The following is a 24,485-nucleotide window of genomic DNA, read 5'->3' as shown; positions in this document are numbered from 1 at the left end:
GTTCCCCTTCGACGGAGACAAGCCCGGACGGAGAGGATCATGGCGAAAGACACCGCACAGCCGCAAAGCGCCCCGGAAACCTGCGAATGGACCGTGACGGGCATGGATTGCGCGGGCTGCGCGGCCAAGGTCCGCAACGCCGTCGGCAGGCTGCCCGGCGTGTCCGGGGTGGATCTCGCGCTGATGTCGGAACGGCTGCGGCTGACGCTCGACGAAACCGCGACCCCGCGTCGGGCGGTCGAGGCGACGGTGCGGGCGCTTGGCTACAGGATCGCGGCAAAGGATGCGCCGCCCGGCCACGTTGCCCACGATCACCATTCCCACGGCGATCCGGCCGACCGCGACCTGTCGTGGTATCGCACGGCGGGGGGGCGTCTGGTGCTGCTCACCGGGGGGCTCTTGCTGATCGCCTGGGCGGTCCGCTGGGTTTTCGGCGGGGCGGCGGGCGAATGGGCCTTTGCCGGCGCCTGTCTGATCGGGCTCACCCCCATCGCGCGGCGGGCCTTTGCCGCGCTGCGCATGGGCCAGCCCTTCACCATCGAAAGCCTGATGACGATCGCCGCCATCGGCGCGCTGTTCATCGGCGCGGCGGCGGAGGCGGCGCTGGTCGTCTTCCTCTTCGCGGTGGGCGAGGTGCTGGAAGGCGTCGCGGCGGGCAAGGCACGCGCGGGCATCCGGGCGCTGGCGGGCCTCGTGCCGCGCAGCGCGCTGCTGGAAACCGGCGACGGTGTGCACGAAGTCGCGGCCGACAGCCTGCGGCCCGGGCAGGTCGTGCTGGTGCGCCCGGGCGCGCGGATCCCGGCGGACGGAACGGTGCTCGACGGGATCTCGGGCGTCGATGAAAGCCCGGTCACCGGCGAGAGCATCCCCCGCACGCGGGGCCCGGGCGAAAAGGTTTTTGCCGGTTCGGTGAACACCGAGGCCGCGCTGCGTGTCACCGTCGACAGGGCCGCCGCCGACAACACCATTTCCCGCATCGTCCGGCTGGTCGAGGAGGCTGAGGAAGCCCGCGCCCCCACCGAGCGTTTCATCGACCGTTTCAGCCGCTGGTACATGCCCGCGATCACCGGCCTCGCGGCGCTGGTGGTGCTGGTGCCGCCGCTGGCCTTCGGCGCCGACTGGGGGACATGGCTCTATCGCGGGCTGGCGCTTCTGCTGATCGGCTGCCCCTGCGCGCTGGTGATCTCGGTCCCCGCGTCGATCGCCTCGGCCCTGTCGGCGGGGGCGCGGCGCGGGTTGCTGATGAAGGGCGGCGCGGTGATCGAGGCGGCGGCAAAGGTGCGCCATGTCGCCTTCGACAAGACCGGCACGCTGACCCACGGCCGCCCGGCGGTGACCGATGTGGTGGCGCTGGACGGTGCGACGGTAGCCGGGATGCTGGCCGCCGCCGCCGCGGTCGAGGCGGGATCCAGCCATCCGCTGGCCGTGGCGGTTGCGGCTCATGCTGCGGCGCAGGGTGCGCCTGCCCTGCCCGCGCGCGCGGCCCGCGCCATCCCCGGCCGGGGGGTCGAGGCCGAGGTCGACGGCATCCCCGCCGGCGTCTGCTCGCCGCGACATGCGCGCGAGGCGGGTCTGCTGTCGGATGCCGGGTTCGAGGCAGCCACGCAGCTCGAACATCAGGGCAAGACCACGGTGGTGGTCTGGCGCGGGGACCGGGCGCTTGGCCTGATCGCGCTGCGCGACGAACCCCGCGACGACGCGCCCGAGGCGATGCGGCAGCTGAAGGCGATGGGTCTGGGGGCGACGATCCTGACCGGCGACAATCCCCGCACGGCGGCGGCGATCGCGGGCGGGCTGGGCATGGATTACCGCGCCGGAATGCTGCCCGAGGACAAGCTGGCCGCGATCCGCGAATTGTCTGCAACCGGCGGGGTGATGATGGTCGGCGACGGCATCAACGACGCCCCGGCGCTGAAGCAGGCGGATGTGGGCGTGGCGATGGGATCGGGCACCGACGTGGCGCTGGAGACCGCCGATGCCGCGATCCTGCGCGACCGTGTGACGGATGTCGCGGCGCAGATCCTGCTCGCGCGCCGGACGATGGCGAATATCCGGCAGAACATCGCGCTGGCGCTTGGACTGAAGGGGGTGTTCCTGCTGACCTCGATCCTTGGGGTGACGGGGCTGTGGCTGGCGATCCTCGCGGATACCGGGGCGACGGTTCTGGTCACGCTGAACGCGCTGCGGCTGTTGCGCGTAGATCCGGAGCGGGAGTAGTGGCGGTGAGGTCGCAGGGGGCCAGCCCCCTCGCCCGTTCCGGGCTCACCCCCGGGATATTTAGGGAAGAATGAAGGAGAAGGGGTCGCGTGATCGGCGGGGCGCGCCCTTTCCCGGAAGGCCGGATGGCCTGTCTTGCGGGATATTCGCGGGATCAGGCCGTCAGGCGCCGTTCGAGCCGGGCAAGCGCCGCCCGACCGAGGCCGATGCCCGCGAGATAGTCGGGGACCGAGCCGAAGCGCGCGCGCAGGGCGGCGAGGGTGGCCGCCATGGTTTCGGGCGCGCAGGCGAGCAGCGGGCGGAAGCTTTCGGCGCTGTAGCCCTCGGCCACGGCATGGGCGATCAGGGTTTCGCGGATCGGCGCCAGCCGGTCCGCCGTCAGCGCGTAATCGGCGACCACCGCCTCTTCGGCCACGCCCGCCATCGTCAGGGCCAGCGCCGCCGTCATCCCCGTCCGATCCTTGCCCGCCGCGCAATGGAACAGGACCGCGCCCTCGGGTGCTTCGGCGATCAGGGTCATGACCTGCGCGAAGGCCGCGCCGCGCGCCTCCAGCGCCCGCAGATACATGTCCTGCAGGACATCCGGGGCCTCCGCGCGCGGCAGGATCCCCTCGAAGAGCGAGATGTTGTGATAGGCGATCCCCGGCATCGTGGCGAAGGGGTTGGGGGCGCGGGCGGCCCGCTCGCCGCGCGCAGGTCGATCACCGTGGTCAGGCCGAGGTCGCGCAGCCGCCCCTGTCCCGCCGCATCGAGCCGGTGCAGGCTGTCCGAGCGCAAAAGCCTGCCGCGCCGGGTCATGCCGCCCGGGGACGGCAGGTCGCCCAGATCGCGCAGGTTCGCGACGCCCGGCAGGTCGATGGTCCTTGTTTCGATGGTCTGTGTTTCGATCGTCTGTGTCATTCGGTGCCCCTGAAGCCTGCCAGAACCCGCGGATGGCTGTGGGCATGGCTCGACCCGTCGTTGTGGACATGCCAGACCGTATCCTCGGCCACCGGGATCAGGCCGAGCGCGCCGTGCATCACGCCGCGTTCCAGAAACAGCGCCTCGGCATAGGCCGAAACGTCCCGCGCCGCGCCGCGCATCACCGAGATCTCGACCGCATGGCTGTGATCGAGCGGCACCGACAGCGCCGCCACCGTCTGGTCGTGCCGGTCGAGCCGCCCCTGCGGCAGCCGCGCCGCCAGATTGCGCACCGACTGATCGACCACATAGCTGACGATGCCATAGCAGCCCGCGCCCCCGGGCGGCGGGGCGCTTTGGCCAAGACCGCGGCGGATCAGGTCGCGGATCGCCTCGGACCGGCTCTGCCCGCCGTTGCGCGCGAGATAGGCCTCCAGTTCGGCGGCGAGATCGTCATCGAGCGTGATCGTCGTGCGTTGCATGGCGCGAGCCTAGCAGCCGCTCGCGGGCTTGAGAAGCGAAAGGGTTGCGCGGGGGCGCCCCCGATGTATGAATAATCCGAGAATTATTCATACGGAGTCCCCATGCGCCTTCTGCCGCCCGCCGGACTGGCGATCGCCTGTCTTGCCGCCCTGCCCGCGCAGGCGCATTTCCAGCAGATCATCCCGCTGGCGGATGTGCTGGCCGATGGCGGGCCGGTGACGATCGACCTGACCTTCACCCATCCGGTCGAGCGCGGCCCGGTGATGGAGATGGCGCGCCCCGCGCGGTTCGGGATGCTGGCGCAGGGCGCGGTGCGTGACCTGCTGCCCGCGCTGACCCCCGCGCCGATCGACGGGGTGCAGGCCTGGACCGCGACCACCGACCTGACCGAGCCCGGCGCCGCGATCTTCTTCGTCGCCCCGCAGCCCTATTGGGAACCGGCCGAGGGCAAGATGATCGTGCATTACGCCAAGGTGGTGGTGGATGGCTTCGCCTCGGGCGAGGGGTGGGATGCGCTCGTCGGCCTGCCGGTGGAGATCGAGCCGCTGAGCCGGCCGAACGGGCTGTGGACCGGGAACCTGTTCACCGGCATCGTGCGCAGGGACGGCGCGCCCGTGCCCTTTGCCGAGATCGAGGTGGAGTTCATCAACGACGGCTCCGTCATCCCGCCGAACGACGATTTCATCACGCAGGTCATCAAGGCCGACGCGAACGGCACCTTCAGCTATGCGATGCCGCGCGCCGGATGGTGGGGCTTTGCCGCGCTGACCGAGGCGGAGCGGACCATGACCGCCCCCGACGGGCGCGAGGTGCCCGTCGAGGAGGGCGGGCTGATCTGGGTGAAGGCCACCGACATGAGGGCCGAGTAGATGGCGCATATCCCGGACGGCATCCTGGCGGCGCCGGTGCTGATCGGCGGGGCGGCGATCGCGGCGGCGGGGATCGGACTGGCGCTGCGGCGGCTGGACGACCGGGCGATCCTGCGCACGGCGCTCTTGTCGGCGGCCTTCTTCGCCGGGTCGCTGATTTCGGTGCCGATGGGGCCGTCGAGCGTGCATCTGCTGCTGTCCGGGCTGATGGGGATCATGCTGGGCAGCGGTGCCTTTGTCGCGGTGCTGGTCGGGCTGGTGCTGCAGGTGGTGCTGTTCGGGTTCGGCGGGCTGACGACGCTGGGGGTGAATACGGTGAACATCGCGCTGCCGGGGGTGATCGCGGGAATGGTGCTGGGTCCGCCGATCCGCCGCGCGGTGCGGCCCGGGCAGCGGGCGGCGCTGGCCGCGCTGGCGGGCGGCGGATCGGTGCTGGCGACGGGCGGCATGGTGGCGCTGTGCCTGTGGCTGTCGTCCTCGGATTACATGCCCATCGCGCGGGTGATGCTGGCGACTTACCTGCCGCTGGCGCTGGCCGAAGCGGCGATCACCGCGACGGTGATCGGCTTCCTTGCGCGGGTGGAACCCGAGGCGCTTGCGCCGGAGGTGCGATGACCCGCCTGATCCTGCCGCTGATCCTGTTCCTGTCGCTCGCCCTGCCCGCCGAGGCGCACAAGCTGCGGCTGTTCGCGACGGTGGAGGGAGGGGACGTGACGGGCTACGCCTTCTTCGTCGGCGGCGGGCGAGCGCAGGGAGCGGACTGGTGGGCGCAGGATGCGGGTGGTGCCCGTATCACGCAGGGCCGGACGGATGGCGAGGGACGCTATCGCTTTACTGCGCCCGATCCAGTCACCGACGACATCGCCGTGCGGATCGACACCCACGATGGCCATATGGCCGAGGCGGTGGTGAAAGCCGAGAGGTTCGGCGCCCCCCCGGTGGCGCCGGTGGCGCCTGCCCCGGCCTCGCTGGCCGACGGCGGGAGGAGCGCCGCGCCCGCACCCGACACCGAAGCCGTGGAGCGTGCTGTGCAACGCCAGATCGCGCCCCTTCTCGAACGGATCGAGGCGATGGATTCGCGGATGCGGATCACCGATGTCCTGTCGGGCCTGTTTCTGATCGTCGGGCTGGCGGGGATGGGGCTTTACCTGCGGGGGCGGCGGTGATCGCGCGGCTGGTGCCCGGGGATCTGCGGCTGCGGCTGATCGCGGCCTTCGTGCTGGTGGCGTGTCTGTCGCAACTGAGCCACCTGCCGGTGGCCGGTGCCGCGCTGGCGGTGCTGGCGGTGGCGAGCCTTGGGCGCGTTCCCCTGCGCCGGTTGCGCCATGTCGAGGGGTTCGTTCTGCTGCTGTTCGTCATGCTGCCCTTCACCCTGCCGGGAACGCCGCTGCTGACCCTCGGCCCGCTGGAGATGAGCCGCGAGGGGCTGGCGCGGGCGGCGCTGCTGGCGTGCAAGGTGCTGGCCTCGGCGCTGGTGCTGCTGGCGTTTCTGGGCGCGGTGGAGCCCGCCCGGCTGGGCGCCGCGCTGCATGCCCTGCGCCTGCCCGAGCCGCTGGTGCGGATCTTTGCCCTGACGCCGCGCTATCTGGCGCTGATCCGCGACGAGATCCGCCGCCTGCGCGAGGCGATGCGGGCGCGCGGCTTTCGCCCCGGCACGAACCGGCACAGCTGGCGCAGCTACGGCAACCTGATCGGGATGGTGATCCTGCGCGCGCTGGACCGCGCCCGCCGGGTGGACGAGGCGATGCGCTGCCGGGGGTTCACCGGCCGCTTTCCCCATGCCGCCCTGCCCCGGCCGGGCCTGCGGGACTGGCGCGGGGTGGTGCTGACGGCGGGGCTGGGCGTCGTGCTTGTGCTGGCGGATCGCGGATGATCCCGGTCGTCGCCCTGTCGGACCTGACGGTGACGCGCGGCGGTGCGGCGGTGCTGCGCGGGCTGTCGCTGCGGCTGGGGACGCGCGAGCGGCTGGCGATCGTCGGGCCGAACGGGGCGGGGAAGACCACGCTTTTGCGGTGCGTCGTCGGGCTGGAACGACCCGTCGCGGGGCGGATCGCGCTGTTCGGCAACGCCTGCGGTGGCGAAAGGGACTTCCGCCCCTTCCGCCCGCGGATCGGCTTTCTGTTTCAGGACAGCGACGATCAGTTGTTCTGCCCGACCGTGGCCGAGGATGTGGCCTTCGGCCCGCTCAACACCGGCGCGACGGCGGCCGGGGCGCGCGCCCGCGCGCTGGAGGCGCTGGAGGCGCTTGGCATCGCGCATCTGGCGGAACGGGTCACGCACCGGCTTTCGGGCGGGGAAAAGCGGCTCGTCTGTCTGGCCGGGCTGCTGGCGATGCGGCCCGAGGTACTGCTGCTCGATGAACCGACGAACGGCATCGACGCGGAAAACATGGCGCGGCTGCGCGCTGCGCTGGAGGCGTTCGACGGGGCGATGATCCTTGTGTCGCATGACGCGGGCTTCGTCGCCGGGCTTGCCACCCGCGCGATGCTGATGCGCGACGGCGCGCTGGTCGAGGCGGAAATCCACGACCATCCGCATCTGCACAGCCATCCGCATCTGCATCCGAAAGGTTAGGGCGCGCGGAACGGTGGGCGAGGCAGGGGGCCAGCCCCCTCTTTGCGCTGACGCGCAAATTCACCCCCGGGATATTTATGGAAAGATGAATGGGAAGAAGGGGGGCGGGCGGTTTCGGCGCGGTCCTTAGGACAAGGCTGTTGACCCAATGAAACTTGGCATTTTCCGGCCTGCCGCGTAAGAGGGCCGGAAACCGCCACTCGGGCGGAGTCCCGGAGGAGCCACGATGCCCTATTACCGTTCCCGCAAATCCACGCATGGCCGCAACATGGCCGGCGCGCGCGGCCTTTGGCGTGCGACCGGCATGAAGGATGGCGATTTCGGCAAGCCGATCATAGCCGTCGTCAATTCCTTCACGCAGTTCGTGCCGGGGCATGTCCATCTCAAGGATCTCGGCCAGATGGTCGCGCGGGAGATCGAGAAGGCGGGCGGCGTCGCGAAGGAGTTCAACACCATCGCGGTCGATGACGGCATCGCGATGGGGCATGACGGGATGCTGTATTCCCTGCCCTCGCGCGAGGTGATCGCGGATTCGGTCGAATACATGGTCAATGCGCATTGCGCCGATGCGATGGTGTGCATTTCCAACTGCGACAAGATCACCCCCGGCATGATGATGGCGGCGATGCGGCTGAACATCCCGGTGATCTTCGTCTCCGGCGGCCCTATGGAGGCCGGCAAGGTCACGGTGAACGATCTGGAACATGCGGTCGATCTGGTCGACGCGATGGTGGTGGCCGCCGACGACCATTACACCGACGCGCAGGTGGATGAGTTCGAAAAGAACGCCTGCCCGACCTGCGGATCCTGTTCCGGCATGTTCACGGCGAATTCGATGAACTGTCTGGCCGAAGCCCTGGGGCTGGCGCTGCCGGGCAATGGCTCGATGCTGGCCACGCATGCCGACCGGCGGGAGCTGTTCCTCGAAGCCGGGCGCAGGATCGTCGACATCACCAAGCGCCATTACGAGGGCGAGGAAGCGGGCCTGCTGCCGCGCGACATCGCCACCTTCGAGGCGTTCGAGAATGCCATGAGCCTTGATATCGCGATGGGCGGGTCCACCAACACGGTGCTGCACCTGCTCGCCATCGCCTATGAGGGCAAGGTCGATTTCACCATGGACGACATCGACAAGCTGTCGCGCAAGGTGCCGGTGCTGTGCAAGGTCGCGCCCGCCATCGCCAATGTGCATATGGAGGACGTCCACCGCGCCGGCGGCATCATGGGCATTCTGGGCGAGATGAGCCGCGCCGGGCTGCTCCATACCGATGTGTCCACGGTCCATGCCGCCACGCTTGGCGAGGCGATCGCCAAATGGGACGTGATGACCGCGAACGACCCGGATGTGGACCGCTTCTACCGCGCCGCGCCGGGGGGCGTGCGCACGACGCAGGCGTTCTCGACCGAGAACCGCTACCGCGAGATCGACCGCGACCGCGCCAAGGGCGTGATCCGCTCGGCCGACCATGCGTTTTCCAAGGACGGCGGGCTGGCGGTGCTGTTCGGGAATATCGCGCTGAACGGCTGCATCGTGAAGACGGCGGGGGTGGACGATTCGATCCTGAAATTCGCGGGCCTCGCCAAGGTCTATGAATCGCAGGACGATGCGGTGTCCGGCATCCTCACCGGCAAGGTGCAGGAAGGCGAGGTGGTGGTGATCCGCTTCGAAGGGCCGCGCGGCGGCCCCGGCATGCAGGAAATGCTCTACCCCACCAGCTACCTGAAATCGAAGGGGCTGGGCAAGAAATGCGCGCTGCTGACGGACGGGCGGTTCTCGGGCGGGACCTCGGGGCTGTCGATCGGGCATGTGTCGCCGGAGGCCGAGGAAGGCGGGCTGATCGGGCTGGTGGAAACCGGCGACCGGATCGAGATCGACATTCCGAACCGCACCATCAACCTTGCCGTGGACGAAGCCACGCTGGCCGCGCGGCGCAAGGCCAAGGGGCCGCTGCCGTGGAAACCCGCCGCGCCGCGCCCGCGTCAGGTGTCCACCGCGCTGCGGGCCTATGCGATGCTGGCGTCCTCCGCGGCGAAGGGCGGGGTGCGGATCATTCCCGAGTGATGCGGCGCCTCCCGGCGTTTTCCCGCGCCCGGAGGCGGCCTTCGCTTTACCCCGCCGTCATTCTGCGCTTCCATGCGGCCAAACCCATGCCGGAGGCGCCATGACAGATCCGATCGTCACCCTTGCCAATGACCACCTGACCGCCGTGGTCAGCGATCTGGGGGCGGAACTGCAATCCCTGACCACGAACGGCAGCCCGCTGCTGTGGCACGGCGACGGCGCGTGGTGGACCGGGCGGTCCCCGATCCTGTTCCCCATCGTCGGCCGGGCCGAGGGCGACCTGATCGCCGTCGGCGATTTCACCGCCGAGATGAAGTCCCACGGCTTCGCCCGCCGCAGCCTGTTCCGGCGCGTCGCGGCGGAACCCACGCGGGTCCGCCACGAACTGACGGCGACCGAGGCGACGCGCGCCATCTACCCCTTCGACTTCCGCCTGACCCTGACCCACGCGCTGGACGGCAAGACGCTGACCATCACAGCCGGGGTCGAGAACCTCGATACCGCGCCCATGCCCTTCGGCCTCGGCTTCCATCCGGCGTTTCTCTGGCCCCTGCCCGGCCATGAAGATGCGCCGCATGTGATCCAACTCGACAATGGCGCCGAACCGCTGCTGGCCCGGCTGTCTGGTGGACAGCTGACGGAGGAACGGCGCCCCTCCCCCTTCGTCAAGGGCAGACTGGTGCTGGATCAGAGCCAGTTCCTGAAGGATGCGATGGTCTTTCCCGAAGGTGCGGGCGCGGGGCTGAGCTATGGCCCCGAGGACGGGCCGAAACTGCGGTTTTCCTTCGAGAACCTGCCGAATCTGGCGATCTGGCAAAAACCCGGCGCGCCGTTCATCTGTATCGAGCCATGGCACGGGATGGCCGCGATCGCCGGCGCCGGGCCGCAGATCGCGGACCGCCCCTACAGCCTGACGCTCGCCCCCGGTGACAGCGTGAAATTCAGTCTCAAAATCGTGATCGACTGACGGAACCGAAGGCCCTGCCTGCGCATTGAGGGCTGGAAAGCATTGTTTCAAACTGTGAAGGAGACCCAAATGCATAAGGTTCTGATCCCGGCACTGCTGCTGTTGGCGCTTGGCGCCTGTGAAACCGTCAAGGGTGCGGGGCAGGATATTCAGGCCGGCGGCGCCGTCGTCTCGCGCGAAGCGGCGCATACGCAGGCGCAGATGTAATCCGTCAACTCACGGAACTTCGGACCGCGCGGATCGCCGCGCGGTCTTATTGTTTAACAGTCTGCTGAAAAAGCCCGTATGACAGGACAGGTTTGGCCGAAAACCGGGAAATCTGTCTTGAACTGGCCGGAAATGTCTGGATTTCAGCCCGATCTTCGCCAGATACGAAACGATTTTCACAATGATACCTGCTCAAGATCCTTTTCAGCAGCCTGTCAAGGACCGGTCATTCCCACGCCGGAACGCGAGACTGCCCGTCGTTTTTCCATAAATATCCCGGGGGTGAATTTGCGCGAATGCGCAAAGAGGGGGCTGGCCCCCTGCTCCCTCTCCGCCCGGAAATCCCTGATCAATAGGCGATCTTCGCCACTTTCGCGGCCAGCGTATCCTCGGCCTTGGCGCCCAGCAACAGCTTCACCCCGTCGACAAAGGAAAAATCCGCGTTCCAGATTTCCGCGTCCGCCGGATCGAAACGCAGCAGCACCGGCGGCTCCTGCGGATCCGGGAACCATGACATCGCCTCGGGCGTGCTGAAGCGTTTGCGGATCGCCGCATCGTCGGAAACGGCAATCGCCCCGCGCACGGTGGCGAACAGGTGATGGTCGCGCGAGGTGAAGGTGAAGAAGGCGGGCGCGTTCGCCGCGCCGCTCTGGCGCAGTTCGGTCACCAGCGGATCGTTCTGCCCGGCATAGAACCAGGCCACGGGGTTCACCTTTTCGTCGGTCCCCGGCTCGATCAGCGCGGTCATCGGCCGCGGCAGCGCATCCGCCGCATTCAGCGACAACATCACCGTGCGTTCGGATGTCACGAGGCCCCAGAGCGTGCGATTCAGTGTTTCATCGGTTTCATTCATCGGATGATCCTCCTGTCGCCTTATAACATGAAACGGGGCGGAAAGATCCGCCCCGCCTGTCGTCATTCGTCCATTTTCAGCGCCGAGATGAAGGCGGATTGCGGGATCTCCACCTTGCCGAACTGGCGCATCTTCTTCTTGCCGGCCTTCTGCTTTTCCAGCAGCTTTTTCTTCCGCGTGGCGTCGCCGCCGTAGCATTTCGCCGTCACGTCCTTGCGCATCGCCGACAGCGTTTCGCGCGCGATGACGCGGCCGCCGATCGCCGCCTGGATCGGGATCTTGAACATGTGACGCGGGATCAGCTCCTTGAGCTTTTCCACCATGGCGCGGCCGCGCGTTTCCGCCCGGTCGGCATGGACCATGATCGACAGCGCATCCACGGGTTCGTCGTTCACCAGAATCGACATCTTGACCAGCCGGTCCTCGCGGTATTCGCTCAGCTGGTAGTCGAACGAGGCATAGCCCTTGGTCACCGATTTCAGCCGGTCGTAGAAGTCGAAGACGACTTCGGCCAGCGGCAGGTCGTAGACCACCATCGCCCGGCTGCCGGCATAGGTCAGGTCAAGCTGGATGCCGCGCCGGTCCTGACACAGCTTCAGCACATCGCCCAGATAGTCGTCCGGCACCATGATCGTCGCCTTGATGCGCGGTTCCTCGATGTGATCGACATAGGTCAGGTCGGGCATGTCGGCGGGGTTGTGCAGCTCGCGCACCTCGCCATCCCGCATGTAGATCTTGAACACGACCGAGGGCGCCGTGGTGATCAGGTCGAGGTCGTATTCCCGTTCCAGCCGGTCGCGCACGACCTCGAGGTGCAAAAGCCCGAGGAAGCCGCAGCGGAAGCCGAAGCCGAGCGCGGCCGAGGTTTCCATTTCATAGCTGAACGAGGCGTCGTTCAGCGCCAGCTTCTCGATCGCGTCGCGCAGGGCCTCGAAATCCGCCGCATCGACGGGGAAGAGGCCGCAGAACACCACCGGCTGCGCCGGCTTGAACCCCGGCAGGGGGGCGGCGCAGGGCTTCTTCTCATGCGTGATCGTGTCGCCCACGCGGGTATCGCGCACCTGCTTGATCGAGGCGGTGAAGACGCCGATCTCGCCCGGGCCGAGTTCGGGGATATCCACCATCTGCGGTTTCAGCACGGCGAGCTTGTCGATCCCGTAGACGGCGCCGGTCTGCATCATCTTGATCCGGTCGCCCTTGCGGACGATGCCGTCCATGACGCGGATCATCACGACGACGCCCAGATAGGGGTCATACCACGAATCCACCAGCATCGCCTTGAGCGGTGCGTTGCGGTCGCCCTTGGGCGGCGGCAGGCGGTGGACGATGGCCTCCAGCACCTCGGGAATGCCAAGGCCGGTCTTGGCCGAGATCGGGATCGCGTCCGAGGCGTCGATGCCGATCACATCCTCGATATTCGCCTTCACCGCGTCCGGGTCGGCGGCGGGCAGGTCGATCTTGTTCAGCACCGGCACGATTTCATGGCCCGCGTCGATCGCCTGATAGACGTTGGCGAGCGTCTGCGCCTCGACACCCTGCGAGGCGTCGACGACCAGAAGCGAGCCTTCGACCGCGCGCATCGACCGGCTGACCTCATAGGCGAAGTCGACATGGCCGGGCGTGTCGATCAGGTTCAGGATATAGGTCTGGCCGTCCTTCGCCGGATATTCGATCCGCACGGTGTTCGCCTTGATGGTGATGCCGCGCTCGCGCTCGATATCCATGCTGTCGAGCATCTGCGCCTTCATGTCGCGCGCGGCCACCGTGCCCGTCAGCTGGATCAGGCGATCGGCCAGCGTGGATTTGCCGTGGTCGATATGCGCCACGATGGAGAAATTGCGGATGTGATCAAGGTCGGTCATGGCGGCGCGTATATCCGTAAAAACAAGGGCCGGGAAGGGCTTTCGCGAGCCCCTGCCCGGCAGCGTCGAAGGCCGCGGTTCAGCCCGCGCGGGACAGGAGCGCGCCGGGCCGGTAGCGCGCGATCATCGTGGTGATCCAGCCGGCGACAACCGCCTTGATCAGATCGCCCGGAATGAACGGAAGCGACAGCAGCAGCGCCTCGGCAAAGGTCTTCTTCAGCACGATCATCATGCCGATCGTGCCGCACAGATACAGCACGCCGATCCCCCCGATGACCGAGGCAATCCCCGCCGCGATCCCCACATAGCGGGTGTTCAGCCGCGACACGACCGCGCCCGTCACCCATGCGGCCGGGATCCAGCCGAGCAGGAAGCCCACCGTCGGCCCGGCGAACACGCCAAGCCCGCCGCGTCCGCCCGCCAGCACCGGCAGGCCAAGCGCCACCAGCCCGATCACCACCACCACGGCCAGCGCCCCGCGCGACGCGCCCAGCACCGCCCCCGCCAGCATCACGCCAAGCGACTGCGCCGAAATCGGCACGCCGGACACCAGCGTCACCGGCGGCACGAAGCCGAGCGCGCAGATCAGCGCCGCGAACAGGATGACGAGCGTAAAGTTGCGTTCCATTCAATTCCTCCGAACAGGGGGCGTCAGCCCGCCGCGTGCCCGCAACGCCTCGGCCAGATGGTCCGAATCATCCAGCAGCGACAGCACCATCGGCACGATCAGTCTTGGCCCCGGACGTTTACGCGACCGGGCGCGCCATGCAAGGGCCAGCATCTCCATCCTTCCGCGCAGCACGGGGATAAAGCGCAGCACCATCGCCACCGCCAGCGCCGGCAGCCGCGGCGACAGGCCGAAACGCGCAAGCGGCGCGGCCAGCCGTTCCACCAGCGCGATCAGGTCCGGCAGGGGCGTCGTCAGCGTCACGAAGGTCGCCAGCCCCACCATGGAAAAGATCCGCAGCGCCAGCACCAGCGCCTCGCGCGGGGTGCCGGTGACCAGTTGCCAGACCACGATCAGCCCGATGATCCACGCGATGGGCCGCATCGCCACCGCGCCCGCCCGCAGCCCGCGCGGGCCAAGCGTCGCATGCAGCCCGACCGCGATCAGCGCCGCCGCCGCCAGCGGCCAAGGGTCGTCGAAGGCGACCAGCACCGCCATCGCCAGCGCCAGCGCGCCGAACTTCACCCCGGCCGGCAGGCGGTGCGCCCAGCTCGTCCCCGGCAGCGCAAGGCTCAGCATGGGGCCTCGCGCGCAAGGCGTTCCATCGCCGCGACATAGGCGGGCAGGACCTCGCCCGGCGCGCCATCCGCCGCGACGGCGCCCTGTTCCAGCCAGATCACCCGGTCGTAGTCGCGCACCCGCGCCGGATCATGCGTCACCGTCACGACCTTCTGTGCCAGCGCGGCGATCCGCGCCTCGGTCCGCAGGATCGACGGGATGTCGAGGCTGTTGAACGGCTCGTCGAACAGGATCCAGCGCGGCTCCATCGCCAGAATCGCCGTCAGGCAGACCATCTGCCGCTGGCCTTGCGAAAGCGTATGGCACAGCCGCTCCGCCCAGTCGGGATGGCCCGCACGCGCCAGCGCCGCCCCGGCCAGACGGCGGGCCTCATCCCGCGGATGGCCCTGCTGTTCCAGCCCGAAGGCGATTTCCTCGATCACCGTCGGGAAGATGATCTGATGATCGGGGTTCTGGAACAGGATGCCCACCGTCGCCAGCGCCCCGGCCCGGTCCTTCGCCACCTTGACTCCGCCGACCCGGACCTGCCCCGCCTGCGGCTCGGCCAACCCCGCGATCAGCCGCAAGAGCGTCGACTTGCCCGATCCGTTGCGTCCGACGATCGCCACCCGCGGCGCGTCCAGCCGCAACCGCAGCCCGTCGAAAACGGGGGCGCCGTCGCGCCGGAAGACGATGTCCTCGATCTCGATCATGCCGTCCCGTCCGGATGTTTCCGCCGGAGCCTTGCCGCTTCGCGCGGGCGAGGTCAAACGAAACCCGCCCCGGTCGCCCCAAAGGGACCATTGACCTTGCCCCGCGAGTGGCGGATTCTGCACACGGGAATCCGGCATGATCAGGAGGAACCCATGATCCTTTCCGTTCCGGACATGACCTGCGAACAAAGCAGGGCCAGCGTCGAAGCCGCGATCACCGAGGTCGGCGGCCGCGCCATCGTCAGCCTCGAAGACCGCGAGATCGAGGTCAACGGCCTGCCCGAATCAACCGTCCTCGCGGCGTTGAAGGCGGCGGGATTCACGGCCGAGGTCATCGCCTGACAACGCCCCCTTCCGGGCCGCGCCAACGGCTGGTGGTGCGCCATCCGCCGGACGCGATGTGTTGTGGTCCCGAAGATGCCCTCTTTCCGCCGCATTTCGTTGTGAAAACGCACGGGATCGTGTAAAAAATGCCTCGAATTGACAGGGCGGGGCATGAACTTCGCCCGCATCGAGAGGCAGCAGAATGAAAGCATCCCTGATGATGGTCGCCTGCGCATGTGCGGGCATGGTTTTCGCCGGTTCGGTTCAGGCCGGCCCGATCGGCAGCGCCTGCATGAAGGGGCGCAACGCGGGCACGACAGTCTGCGGCTGCATCGACCAGATCGCGGACCGCACGCTCAGCCGTGCGGACCAGCGCCGCGCCGCCGGGCTGTTCAAGGACCCGGACAAGGCCCAGCAGATCCGCATGTCGGACCGGCAGGCGGACAACGATTTCTGGGCGCGCTACAAGAATTTCGCCGCCACCGCCGAGGCCTATTGCGCGCGCTGAAGCCGCGCCAGCAGATCGCGCACGCCGGTCTCGATGATGTCGAGGCTGGTGTCGAAATCCCGGGTGTAATAGGGGTCCGGCACGTCCGAGGCCCCGCCCTGCCCGGTCAGGAACTTTTCCACCCGCGCCCGCGCGCCTTCGGGCGTAAGGTTCGCCGCATCGCGCAGGTTCTGCCCGTCCATTGCCAGAATCAGGTCAAAGCGGTGAAAGTCATCCCGCGTGATCTGCCGCGCGCGCAGCCCCGACAGATCGTATCCCCGCGCCCGCGCCGCGACCTGCATCGGTCCATAGGGCGGCGCCCCCACATGCCAGTTGCCGGTGCCGGCACTGTCGGCTTCGGCCGGGAAATCCGCGCGGGCGGCAAGGGAACGGAAAACGCCTTCGGCGGCGGGCGAGCGGCAGATATTGCCAAGGCATAGAAACAGGATACGCATGAAACCATTCTATAGCGGAGGGCGCCGATGACGAGGATCGTGATTCTGACCGGAGCGGGGATTTCCGCCGAAAGCGGGCTGCGCACCTTTCGCGCCGCCGACGGGCTGTGGGAGGATCACCGGATCGAGGATGTCGCGACGCCCGAAGGCTATGACCGCAATCCCGGGCTGGTCCTGCAGTTCTACAACGAACGCCGGGCCGCGGCGGCGGCGGCCGAACCCAATGCCGCCCACAAGGCGCTGGCGCGGCTGGCGACGGACCGGCGCCATCAGGTCACGCTCGTCACCCAGAACGTCGACGACCTGCACGAACGCGCCGGGGCGCCGGAGGTCATCCACATGCACGGCAGCCTGTTCGGCGCGCTCTGCGCGCGCTGCCGCCATCGCTGGCCCGCGCCGATGGTGATGCGCACGACCGACCTCTGCCCCGACTGCGGCCATGCCTCGTGCCGGCCCGATATCGTCTGGTTCGGCGAGATGCCCCATCACATGGAGCGGATCGAAGCGGCGCTGCGGCGCGCGGATCTGTTCGTCTCGATCGGCACCTCGGGGAATGTCTATCCGGCGGCGGGCTTCGTCGCCGATGCCCGCCATGCCGGGATCGAGACGCTGGAGCTGAACCTCGAGCCCTCGGTCGGTTCGCGCTTCTTCGACCGGGCGGTGCATGGCCCGGCGACGCGGATCGTTCCCGAATGGGTCGCGTCGATCTGCCCCTGACGCGCAAGGGCACATGAATCGCTTGACGCCGGGTGGCTTTGCCCTTATGCCCCGCAAACAGATTTCGGGGCGCCGCCGGATGCGGCGCCTGTTGTGTTGGAATAGGGCGGACACGCGCCCCGAGGAAACGAAGGATAAACGCCATGTCGCGCGTCTGCGAACTGACCGGCAAGGGCCCGATGTCGGGCAACAACATCAGCCACGCGAACAACAAGACGCGTCGCCGCTTCCTGCCGAACCTGAATGAAGTGACCCTGATCTCCGACGTGCTCGGCCAGTCGTTCAAGCTGCGCATCTCGGCCGCCGGTCTGCGTTCGGTCGACCACCGCGGCGGTCTTGACGCCTATCTGCTGAAGGCTTCGGACGAGGAACTCTCCTCCACCGCGCTGAAGATCAAGAAGGCGATCGTCAAGGCCCAGGCCGCCGCCTGAGCCTGAAGGTTCCCGATCATCGAAAACGCCCCGCCCTTCGGTGGGGCGTTTTTTCATGTCCGGACTCCGGATCACCCTCCTCCAGACCCGGCCCCCCATCGCCGCTCCGGCGGAGCCTTGTTGCCCATCATTCTTCCATAAATATCCCGGGGGTGAATTTGCGCGTCAGCGCAAAGAGGGGGCTGGCCCCCTTTCTTCGCCCGACAAACACCCTCATTGCGGCGGTTGCAGGGCAAAGACCTGATAGCGGCCCGGATTGGGATAGACCGGCTCGACGCTCCACCCGGCGTCGCGCAGATAGGTCTCGATATCGCCCCAGAAGCCGACATTGGCGATGATCGCATATTCGGCCCTGCCCTCCCGCGCGATCTGGTCGACGGCCTTCCAGCGGTCCCGCCCGCGCGACGGCGCGGTGAATTCCGCGTGAAACCGGCTTGCGGACGGGGTCTTGAGCCCCACCGCGTCGATCAGCACGAAATCCCGCGGCGGATCGGCGACGAACCGCGAATGCCAGGCGAAATAGCCCGCATCATGGATCAGGATGCGCGCGCCATCGGGCAGGTTCTGCTCGGCCCAAAGCGCGATCGGTTCCTGCGCGGCGTTCCACTTGACCGCGCTGCGATAGTAGCGCCAGTCGACCGTGGGAAAGGCGATGACATAGCACAGCGTCCCCAGAGCCAGAACCGGTGTGATCTGCCGGATCTGCGCCGCGACAGCCACCCAGCCGGCAATCCCCAGCGGCAGGAACGGGTAAAGATAGCGGTAATCGTTGTGATAGACCGCGACCGGCAGGGAAATCGCCGAAGCGACGAAGAACGCCAGCACATAGCCCAGATAGACCCAGCCGTCGCGCAGCGCCGGCAGCAGCGCGAGCCCGACCAGAGGCCAGACGATCCCGCTGAGCGTGAGGGCATGAAACGCCATCGCCAGCCGGTTCTTGAAATTGGCGGGGGCCTCGTCGAAATAGGCCGACTTGGCCTCGGCGGTGGGGGAAAAGACATGGCCGGTGAAATGCCATGCAAGCCCCGCCAGCACCGCCGCGACCAGCGCCGCCACCACCGCCAGACGGATCAGGCGCGCCGGCTCGCCCCGCAGGCGCCATGCCGTGGACAGCGCCAGAAACAGCGCCAGCACCGCCAGTTCGGGCCGCACGAAAGGCATCACCCCGGCCAGAACCGCCAAAGGCATGTCCCGCCGCTGCTGCGAGAAGCAGGCCGCCCAGGCGATCACCGCCATCGCCATCCCGGTTTCCAGCCCGTTCATCAGGTTCACCCAGGCCAGCCCCGCGATCAGCCCGGTGAGCGTGCCGCAGGCGGCCAGGAAAGGACTGCGCCCGACCGCCATCAAGAGCCGCCACAGCCCCGCCGCATAGACCGCGGCCAGCACGAAAAGCCACACGAAGCTCGCCACCGGGACATCGAGGAAAAACGACAGCAGCGCCACGAGGAACAGATGCACCGGGCTCGTCGCCCCGGTCGGTCCGGCGTTTCCGTAGCTGTCCATCCCGCCGCGCAGCAACAGCTCGGCGTTGGCGATGGTGATGTAGGCGTCGTCGAGGACGAAATCGATCGGGCGGTTCTCGATGATCGTGGCGATGGTCAGCACCACGAAAACGAACAGGGGAAGCAGAAGCCAGTATCCCTTATCAAAACGCGACCAGTTCATCGGCTTCTCCCTGAAGGTGATATTTCTGAAGGCAGTCTTTCTGAAAACGATCCGTGCAACGGCCCGCCGGGGCCAATCGGTCTTGGATAGCAATTGCACCCATGCGCGACAATCACGGATCACTCCGGTGGCGGTCTGCCGCCGGGGAACCGCGCGGAAGGATCAGTGGAAATCCCGGCTCGGAAACAGCCGCTTGGCCTGTTCCCTCGGGTGGCGGGCGCGGGGGGCGGGGCGGGGGCGGGGGGCGTCGTCGGCCTCGGGCCGGGTCAGGCCGACCATGCCTTCGAGCGGATGGCCCAGATCGGCGAGGCGGTGGGACAGATCCTCGATCCGCTCGGCGATCAGATGGGTGACGATGCCCTCGCGCTCCAGCCGCCCCGTCACGCGCAACAGCCGCCCGCCCATGACGATCCGGCGGAAACGCTGGTAGACCTTCGGCCAGACGACGATGTTCGACACGCCGGTTTCATCCTCGAGCGTCAGGAAAATCACCCCGGAGGCCGTTCCCGGACGTTGCCGGGTGATGACCAGACCGCAGACCGTCAGGCGCCGCGCGGGCGTGCGGCACAGCTCCGCATGGGGCGTCAGGCCGGGGATCGAGGGGCGCAGCAGCTCCATCGGATGGGCGCGCAGCGTCAGGCGCAGGGCGACGTAATCCTCGACCACCTCCTCGCCCAGATGCATGGCGGGCAGGGTGACGGCGGGCTCGCGCAGCCCCTCCCCGTCCAGCGGATCGGAAAACAGCGGCAGCGGCGCGGGGGCGCGGATCGCCCGCACCGCCCACAGCGCGTCGCGCCGCGTCAGCCCCATCCCGGCGAAGGCATCCGCCTCGGCCAGACGTTCCAGCACGGCGGGCGCGATCCCCGCGCGCAGCCACAGGCTTTCGGGGTCGGGATAGCCGTTGCCGCGCGCCGCCGCGATCCGGTCCGCCTCGGCCTCGCGAAAGCCGCGGATCTGCCGGAACCCCAGACGCAGCGCCAGCCGCCCGTCGGCACGCCGTTCCAGCCGGTTGTTCCAGGTGGACTGGTTGACGCAGACGGGCCGCACCTCGACCCCGTGTTCGCGGGCATCGCGCACGATCTGCGCCGGAGCGTAGAACCCCATCGGCTGGCTGTTCAAGAGCGCGCAGGCAAAGACCGCCGGATGATGGCATTTCAGCCAGGAGGACACATAGGTCAGCATGGCAAAGGCCGCCGCATGGCTTTCGGGAAAGCCGTAATCGGCGAAGCCCTCGATCTGGCTGAAGCAGCGGGCGGCGACCTCGGGGCTGTAGCCGTTGCCCACCATCCCCGCGATGAAGCGGTCCCGGTGCAGCCCGATCGTGCCCATGCGCCGGAACGAGGCCAGCGAGCGGCGCAGCTGATCGGCATCCTCGGCACTGTATCCCGCGCCGATCTGCGCGATCTGCAGGGCCTGCTCCTGAAACAGCGGCACGCCAAGGGTTTTCCGCGTCACCTCTTCCAGCGCGGGGCCAAAGGGCTCGTTTTCCTCAAGCCCCTGACGGCGGCGGATATAGGGCTTGACCATGCCGCCCTGAATCGGGCCGGGGCGGACGATGGCGACCTCGATCACCAGATCGTAGAAGATGCGCGGCTTCATCCGGGGCAGGAAGTTCATCTGCGCCCGGCTTTCGACCTGAAACACCCCGATGGCATCCGCCCGACAGAGCATGTCATAGGTCGGCTTATCGTCCTGCGGGACGGTGGCGAGCGTCAGCGCCTGCCCCTCATGCGCCTTCAGCAGATCGAACGCCTTGCGGATGCAGGTCAGCATGCCGAGGCTCAGCACATCGACCTTGAGGATGCCAAGCGCGTCGATGTCGTCCTTGTCCCATTCGATGGAGGTGCGGTCCTCCATCGCCGCATTGCCGATCGGGCAAAGCTCGTCCAGCCGCCCGCGCGTGATGACGAAGCCGCCGACATGCTGCGACAGGTGGCGTGGAAAGCCGATGATCTCGCCGATCAGACGGATGGTCTGCGCGAGGCGCCCATCCTCGGGGTTCAGGCCAAGGGCGCGGACCTGTTCGGGATCGGCGCCGTCGTTCGACTGCCCCCAGATCTGCCCCGACAGGCTGGTGATGACATCCGCGCTCAGCCCCATGACCTTGCCCACCTCGCGGATCGCGGCGCGGGAACGGAAATGGATCACCGTCGCACAGAGCCCGGCCCGGTCGCGGCTGTAGCGGTCGTAGATCCACTGGATCACCTCTTCGCGCCGCTCGTGCTCGAAATCCACGTCGATGTCGGGCGGCTCGCCCCGATGGCGCGAGATGAAACGCTCGAACACCATGCCGATCATGTCGGGGGAGACATCGGTGATGCCAAGCGCCCAGCAGATGATCGAATTCGCCGCCGAGCCGCGCCCCTGACACAGGATGCCCTGCGATTTCGCATAGGCCACGATGTCGTGCACGGTCAGGAAATAGGCGGCATAGCCAAGCTCGCCCACCACGGCGATCTCTTTCTCCAAAAGGGCGTGGTTGCGCGCGGAAATGCCTTCGGGGCAGCGCCGTTCCAGCCCCGCCCGCGCCAGCCGTTCAAGCCGCGCCTGCGGCGGCTCGCCGTCCGAAACCTCGTCGGGGTAGTCGTAGCTGAGCTCGCCAAGGTCGAAGCTGCACCGCGCCGCGATTTCCAGCGTGCGGCGGATGGCGGCCGGATGGCGGCGGAACAGCCGCGCCATGTCCCCCGCGCCCTTCAGCCGCTTTTCGCCGTTCAGCAGCGCCCTGGTGCCGATCCGGTCGATGGTGATCCCCTCGCGCATGCAGGTCAGCACATCGGCCAGCGGCCGGCGCGCGGCGCGGTGCATCAGCACATCCCCCACCGCCACCATCGGCGCCGAGGCCGCAAGCGCCAGCCGCGCGCAGGCGTCGAACCACGCCTGATCCGATCCGTCGTAGCGCGGCGCGGCGCCGGTGAAGACATGGCCCGGAAAGCGCCGCGACAGATTGCGGATGGGGTCGAGCGCCAGATCCGCGGGCGGCAGCGCGATCAGGATCATTCCCCGGCAGCCGTCCAGAAGATCCGCCTGCGTCAGGATGCAGTCGCCCTTTTCCGCCCGCCGCTTGCCCAAGGTCAACAGCCGCGACAGCCGATGCCATGCGGCGCGGTCCGTGGGCAGCGCCAGCCATTCCACCGGGCTGTCGCGCAGCACCAGCCGCGCGCCCACGATCAGCTTCGGCAAAATGAGCTGCGGCGCATGGGGCAGGTCGCGCGGGGCGCCCATCTCCTGCCGGGACGAGGTATCGACGCGGATGGTCGAGCGGACGCGCAGATCCTCCTCGGCCTCGCGCCGCAGGGTTCTCAGCGCCGACCATGCCCGCACCACGCCGGCCACCGAATTGCGGTCGGTGATGGCGATGGCGCCCAGTCCCAGTTCGGCGGCGCGCAGGACCAGTTCCTCGGGATGCGAGGCGCCGGTGAGGAAGGTGAAATTCGAGGTCACGCAGAGTTCGGCATAATCCGGGGCGATGGAGTCGGTCACAGGAATTCCCCCTGCACGAACCATCCCCCCATCTGCGGCGTGTGGAACAGCCACAGCCTGCGCCCCTGCCGGGTCTCGACCCGCCAGTAGTCGCGCAGGCCCGACCGCCAGCCCGGATCCGGCACCCACCATTCCGGGGCGATGCGTTCCGGCCCCGTCGCCCGCGCGGTGCTCAGCCGCATCCCGCGCCAGCGGAAGGTGGCGGGGGGCGCCGGTCCCTGTGTCGGTCCCTGCACGGAAACCGGCTCGGGCGGGAAAAGCTGCACTGGGCGCGGCCGGGGGGCGTGCGGCCATGGGTCGCCCGGGGCCAGCCCGGCGGCGGGTATCAGGGTGAAGCTCCGCTCCGGAATATGGCTGTCGGCGGGCTGAAAGCGCAGGATATTGTCCAGCCCGATCCGCGTGCCGATGCGGGTGACCAGATTGTCCAGCCGGTCGGGCGCCTCCGCCGCCGGGCCGATCTGCGCGACCGGCATCGGCTCCACCCCCACAGCCTCAAGCCGCAGCTGGTCGATGCCGAAGCCCGCGTCCACCTCCTCCACCCCACGCGCGAAGAGCGGCAGGATCCGCGCCGGATCGCGCATCGCCGAGGCCAGCCGCAGCGTGACCTCCCGGCTTTCGCGGTCCACCCGGCGCAGCGTCAGGCACAGGGTGCGGGCCCCCGCCTCCTGCGCGCGCAGCCGGACGCAGAGCCGGTCGAGCAGCCGCGCCAGCCCCGCCATCACATCCGAGGTCAGCCCGATCGGTTCCGGCAGGGTCAGGCGCACCCCGTAATGCGGCGGGTCGGCGAGCGGCGTGATCGCCTCGGGCGCGCGGCCAAGCGCCTGATCCAGCCGCGCCAGCAGATCCGGGCCGAAGCGGCGAGCAAGCGGCCCGCGCGCCGCCTGCGCCACCGCGCCGATGCTGCGCAGGCCGAGCCGTTGCAGCGCGGTGACGGTATCGTCGTCCAGCCGCAGCGCCGCGACCGGCAGCGGCGCCAGCACCGCCGCCCCCTGCCCCGGCGGCGCGATCGCCAGTCCCGTCCCGTGATGCGCCAGCGCCCAGGCGGCGCCGCGCGTGTCGCCCAGACCGAGCCGCACCCCGAACCCCGCCCGTGTCAGCCGCGCGCGCATGTCGGCGATCAGCGCCGCCTCGCCCCCCGCCAGATGCGCCGCGCCGGTGATGTCGAGCACCAGCCCGTCCGGCCCCTCGCGCCCCGCCCAGGGACAATAGCGCAGCGACCACCGCCGCAGCCCCTCCAACTGGCGGGCGTCGCCGGCCGGATCGGCGGGCCGGGCGCGCAGGTCGGGGCAGAAGGCGCGCGCCTCGGCAAAGGGCATGCCGCGGTGCAGCCCCTGCGCCTCGGCCTGCGCGTTCAGGCAAAAAATCCGTTCGGTATTCTCGGCCCGCCCGGTCAGCGCGAAGGGCCCCTCAACCGGGCACAGCCGCAGCGCCCGGTCCGAGGCCAGCCGGGGAAACCATATCGAGACGATGCGCCTTGGTGTTCCATCGAACATGCCACGCCCCCGTTGTTCCTGATTTGTTCTTTATAATTTCCCACCGCATGAGAGTCGAGTCCGGCCCCTCGGGATCAAAGGGCCGCGGGTCGAACACGGGCCCGCAATGCCAGCGCGTCTCGGCCGCGTTGCTGCCCATGCCTTCGGGGATCAGGCACAAGCCGGTGGTCCGCCCCTCCTTCGCGGCCAGCTGCAGGCGCCGCCCCTCGCGCAGGTTCAGCGGATGGGTGACGCCGATCACCACCAGCGCGAGGACGCCATCCTTCAGCGCCTCTTCCGCGATGGCGAGCGTATCGGTCTGGTCCCGGCTTTGCGCGATCAGCAGGCGGGAGGGATCGAAGATCCCCGCCAGCCCCCACGGGTCGGGCCGGTCGCCCTGCCAGCCTTCGCGCACCCACAGGAGCGGCCCCGCCGTGCCGGCGCAGCAGATCGCGGCGAAACCCGTGGCGGAGGGGCCGCAGACCTCATGGACGCGGGCGGGGCGCAGGGGAAAGGGCATCG

General features: G+C 68.6%; 24 protein-coding genes and 2 pseudogenes. 13 read left to right on the top strand and 13 right to left on the bottom strand.

The features are described 5' to 3' along the window. The first annotated feature begins 39 nt into the window (after nt 1-39). The gene (locus tag D2T30_RS06010; RefSeq protein WP_128208162.1) at nt 40-2,217 is read left to right on the top strand and encodes a heavy metal translocating P-type ATPase; all 2,178 of its coding nucleotides are present in this window, start codon (nt 40-42) and stop codon (nt 2,215-2,217) included. 154 nt (nt 2,218-2,371) lie between these two features. Here D2T30_RS06010 and D2T30_RS24090 read toward each other — a convergent pair. The 3 genes and pseudogenes from D2T30_RS24090 to nikR form a co-directional block, all read right to left on the bottom strand. After that, nucleotides 2,372-2,872: pseudogene (locus D2T30_RS24090) on the bottom strand (tyrosine-protein phosphatase); the annotation flags it as partial. A 35-nt stretch (nt 2,873-2,907) separates the two neighbouring features. Continuing rightward, nucleotides 2,908-3,117 (bottom strand): annotated as a pseudogene (locus D2T30_RS24085) (tyrosine-protein phosphatase); the annotation flags it as partial. Next, nucleotides 3,114-3,599, bottom strand: a complete 486-nt coding sequence (gene nikR / locus D2T30_RS05995; protein ID WP_128208159.1) for a nickel-responsive transcriptional regulator NikR — start codon at nt 3,597-3,599, stop codon at nt 3,114-3,116. The pseudogene D2T30_RS24085 and the gene nikR, both read right to left, overlap by 4 nt. A 102-nt stretch (nt 3,600-3,701) precedes the next feature. Here nikR and D2T30_RS05990 point away from each other — a divergent pair, with 102 nt between their 5' ends. From D2T30_RS05990 to D2T30_RS05955, 8 genes are all read left to right on the top strand, one after another. Further along, nucleotides 3,702-4,469: a DUF4198 domain-containing protein gene (locus D2T30_RS05990; protein ID WP_128208158.1), complete on the top strand. Its 768-nt coding sequence runs from the start codon at nt 3,702-3,704 to the stop codon at nt 4,467-4,469. Then, nucleotides 4,470-5,084, top strand: coding sequence for a cobalt transporter CbiM (gene cbiM / locus D2T30_RS05985; RefSeq protein WP_128208157.1), 615 nt, complete (start codon nt 4,470-4,472; stop codon nt 5,082-5,084). It begins immediately after the preceding gene. Next, nucleotides 5,081-5,635 carry a cobalamin biosynthesis protein CbiL gene (locus D2T30_RS05980; RefSeq protein ID WP_128208156.1) on the top strand — a complete coding sequence of 185 codons (555 nt, stop codon included), beginning with the start codon at nt 5,081-5,083 and terminating at the stop codon, nt 5,633-5,635. The genes cbiM and D2T30_RS05980 overlap by 4 nt, the downstream gene beginning before the upstream one ends. Continuing rightward, nucleotides 5,632-6,342: a cobalt ECF transporter T component CbiQ gene (cbiQ, locus tag D2T30_RS05975; protein ID WP_128208155.1), complete on the top strand. Its 711-nt coding sequence runs from the start codon at nt 5,632-5,634 to the stop codon at nt 6,340-6,342. The genes D2T30_RS05980 and cbiQ overlap by 4 nt, the downstream gene beginning before the upstream one ends. Continuing rightward, nucleotides 6,339-7,043, top strand: a complete 705-nt coding sequence (locus D2T30_RS05970) for an energy-coupling factor ABC transporter ATP-binding protein (RefSeq protein WP_128208154.1) — start codon at nt 6,339-6,341, stop codon at nt 7,041-7,043. Before cbiQ ends, D2T30_RS05970 begins: the two co-directional genes overlap by 4 nt. 226 nt (nt 7,044-7,269) lie before the next feature. After that, nucleotides 7,270-9,105 (top strand): dihydroxy-acid dehydratase, encoded by a 1,836-nt coding sequence (ilvD, locus tag D2T30_RS05965; RefSeq protein ID WP_128208153.1) that lies wholly within the window; start codon nt 7,270-7,272, stop codon nt 9,103-9,105. Between the two features lie 100 nt (nt 9,106-9,205). Then, nucleotides 9,206-10,072, top strand: coding sequence for an aldose 1-epimerase family protein (locus D2T30_RS05960; protein WP_128208152.1), 867 nt, complete (start codon nt 9,206-9,208; stop codon nt 10,070-10,072). Between the two features lie 69 nt (nt 10,073-10,141). After that, on the top strand, nt 10,142-10,279 hold the full coding sequence (locus D2T30_RS05955; protein WP_128183272.1) for an entericidin A/B family lipoprotein: 138 nt from the start codon (nt 10,142-10,144) through the stop codon (nt 10,277-10,279). 349 nt (nt 10,280-10,628) lie between these two features. On the opposite strand, the gene D2T30_RS05950 is transcribed toward D2T30_RS05955, so the two are convergent. From D2T30_RS05950 to D2T30_RS05930, 5 genes are all read right to left on the bottom strand, one after another. Then, nucleotides 10,629-11,132, bottom strand: coding sequence for a pyridoxamine 5'-phosphate oxidase family protein (locus tag D2T30_RS05950; RefSeq protein WP_164881738.1), 504 nt, complete (start codon nt 11,130-11,132; stop codon nt 10,629-10,631). Between the two features lie 62 nt (nt 11,133-11,194). Continuing rightward, nucleotides 11,195-12,994, bottom strand: coding sequence for a translation elongation factor 4 (gene lepA, locus D2T30_RS05945; RefSeq protein WP_128208150.1), 1,800 nt, complete (start codon nt 12,992-12,994; stop codon nt 11,195-11,197). A gap of 79 nt (nt 12,995-13,073) precedes the next feature. Continuing rightward, on the bottom strand, nt 13,074-13,622 hold the full coding sequence (locus tag D2T30_RS05940) for a biotin transporter BioY (protein WP_128183278.1): 549 nt from the start codon (nt 13,620-13,622) through the stop codon (nt 13,074-13,076). Next, on the bottom strand, nt 13,623-14,240 hold the full coding sequence (locus D2T30_RS05935; protein WP_128208149.1) for an energy-coupling factor transporter transmembrane component T family protein: 618 nt from the start codon (nt 14,238-14,240) through the stop codon (nt 13,623-13,625). Continuing rightward, the gene (locus tag D2T30_RS05930) at nt 14,234-14,932 is read right to left on the bottom strand and encodes an energy-coupling factor ABC transporter ATP-binding protein (protein WP_128208148.1); all 699 of its coding nucleotides are present in this window, start codon (nt 14,930-14,932) and stop codon (nt 14,234-14,236) included. Before D2T30_RS05930 ends, D2T30_RS05935 begins: the two co-directional genes overlap by 7 nt. A 153-nt stretch (nt 14,933-15,085) precedes the next feature. Between D2T30_RS05930 and D2T30_RS05925 the strand changes: the two genes are divergently transcribed. Both D2T30_RS05925 and D2T30_RS05920 read left to right on the top strand, forming a co-directional pair. Beyond that, entirely contained in the window at nt 15,086-15,274 is a 189-nt protein-coding gene (locus tag D2T30_RS05925; RefSeq protein WP_128208147.1) for a heavy-metal-associated domain-containing protein, read from the top strand. 184 nt (nt 15,275-15,458) lie between these two features. Continuing rightward, complete coding sequence (locus tag D2T30_RS05920; RefSeq protein ID WP_241560617.1) at nt 15,459-15,764, top strand: hypothetical protein; 306 nt, start codon at nt 15,459-15,461, stop codon at nt 15,762-15,764. Here D2T30_RS05920 and D2T30_RS05915 read toward each other — a convergent pair. Beyond that, on the bottom strand, nt 15,749-16,198 hold the full coding sequence (locus D2T30_RS05915; RefSeq protein WP_128183286.1) for a low molecular weight protein-tyrosine-phosphatase: 450 nt from the start codon (nt 16,196-16,198) through the stop codon (nt 15,749-15,751). The two genes, D2T30_RS05920 and D2T30_RS05915, sit on opposite strands and share 16 nt — an antisense overlap. A 27-nt stretch (nt 16,199-16,225) precedes the next feature. Between D2T30_RS05915 and D2T30_RS05910 the strand changes: the two genes are divergently transcribed. Both D2T30_RS05910 and rpmB read left to right on the top strand, forming a co-directional pair. After that, a complete protein-coding gene (locus D2T30_RS05910; RefSeq protein ID WP_128208146.1) occupies nt 16,226-16,915 on the top strand; it encodes an NAD-dependent deacylase in 690 nt (229 codons plus the stop codon). Between the two features lie 143 nt (nt 16,916-17,058). Continuing rightward, on the top strand, nt 17,059-17,346 hold the full coding sequence (rpmB, locus tag D2T30_RS05905; protein ID WP_128208145.1) for a 50S ribosomal protein L28: 288 nt from the start codon (nt 17,059-17,061) through the stop codon (nt 17,344-17,346). 213 nt (nt 17,347-17,559) lie between these two features. Here the strand turns inward: rpmB and D2T30_RS05900 are convergent, their stop codons facing one another. The 4 genes from D2T30_RS05900 to D2T30_RS05885 form a co-directional block, all read right to left on the bottom strand. After that, nucleotides 17,560-19,011, bottom strand: a complete 1,452-nt coding sequence (locus D2T30_RS05900; RefSeq protein WP_128183292.1) for a hypothetical protein — start codon at nt 19,009-19,011, stop codon at nt 17,560-17,562. A 162-nt stretch (nt 19,012-19,173) separates the two neighbouring features. Then, nucleotides 19,174-22,491 (bottom strand): error-prone DNA polymerase, encoded by a 3,318-nt coding sequence (locus tag D2T30_RS05895; RefSeq protein WP_241651213.1) that lies wholly within the window; start codon nt 22,489-22,491, stop codon nt 19,174-19,176. Continuing rightward, nucleotides 22,488-23,984, bottom strand: a complete 1,497-nt coding sequence (locus D2T30_RS05890; RefSeq protein ID WP_128208144.1) for a Y-family DNA polymerase — start codon at nt 23,982-23,984, stop codon at nt 22,488-22,490. Before D2T30_RS05890 ends, D2T30_RS05895 begins: the two co-directional genes overlap by 4 nt. Then, the gene (locus D2T30_RS05885; RefSeq protein WP_241651212.1) at nt 23,899-24,483 is read right to left on the bottom strand and encodes an ImuA family protein; all 585 of its coding nucleotides are present in this window, start codon (nt 24,481-24,483) and stop codon (nt 23,899-23,901) included. The genes D2T30_RS05890 and D2T30_RS05885 overlap by 86 nt, the downstream gene beginning before the upstream one ends. Nucleotides 24,484-24,485 lie beyond the last annotated feature (2 nt).

The organism is Paenirhodobacter populi, assembly GCF_004022215.1.
GTDB classification, from domain to species: Bacteria; Pseudomonadota; Alphaproteobacteria; order Rhodobacterales; family Rhodobacteraceae; genus Rhodobacter; species Rhodobacter populi.
The sequence above is the reverse complement of the archived record's forward strand: the minus strand, read 5'-3'. Positions and strand labels throughout refer to the sequence as shown.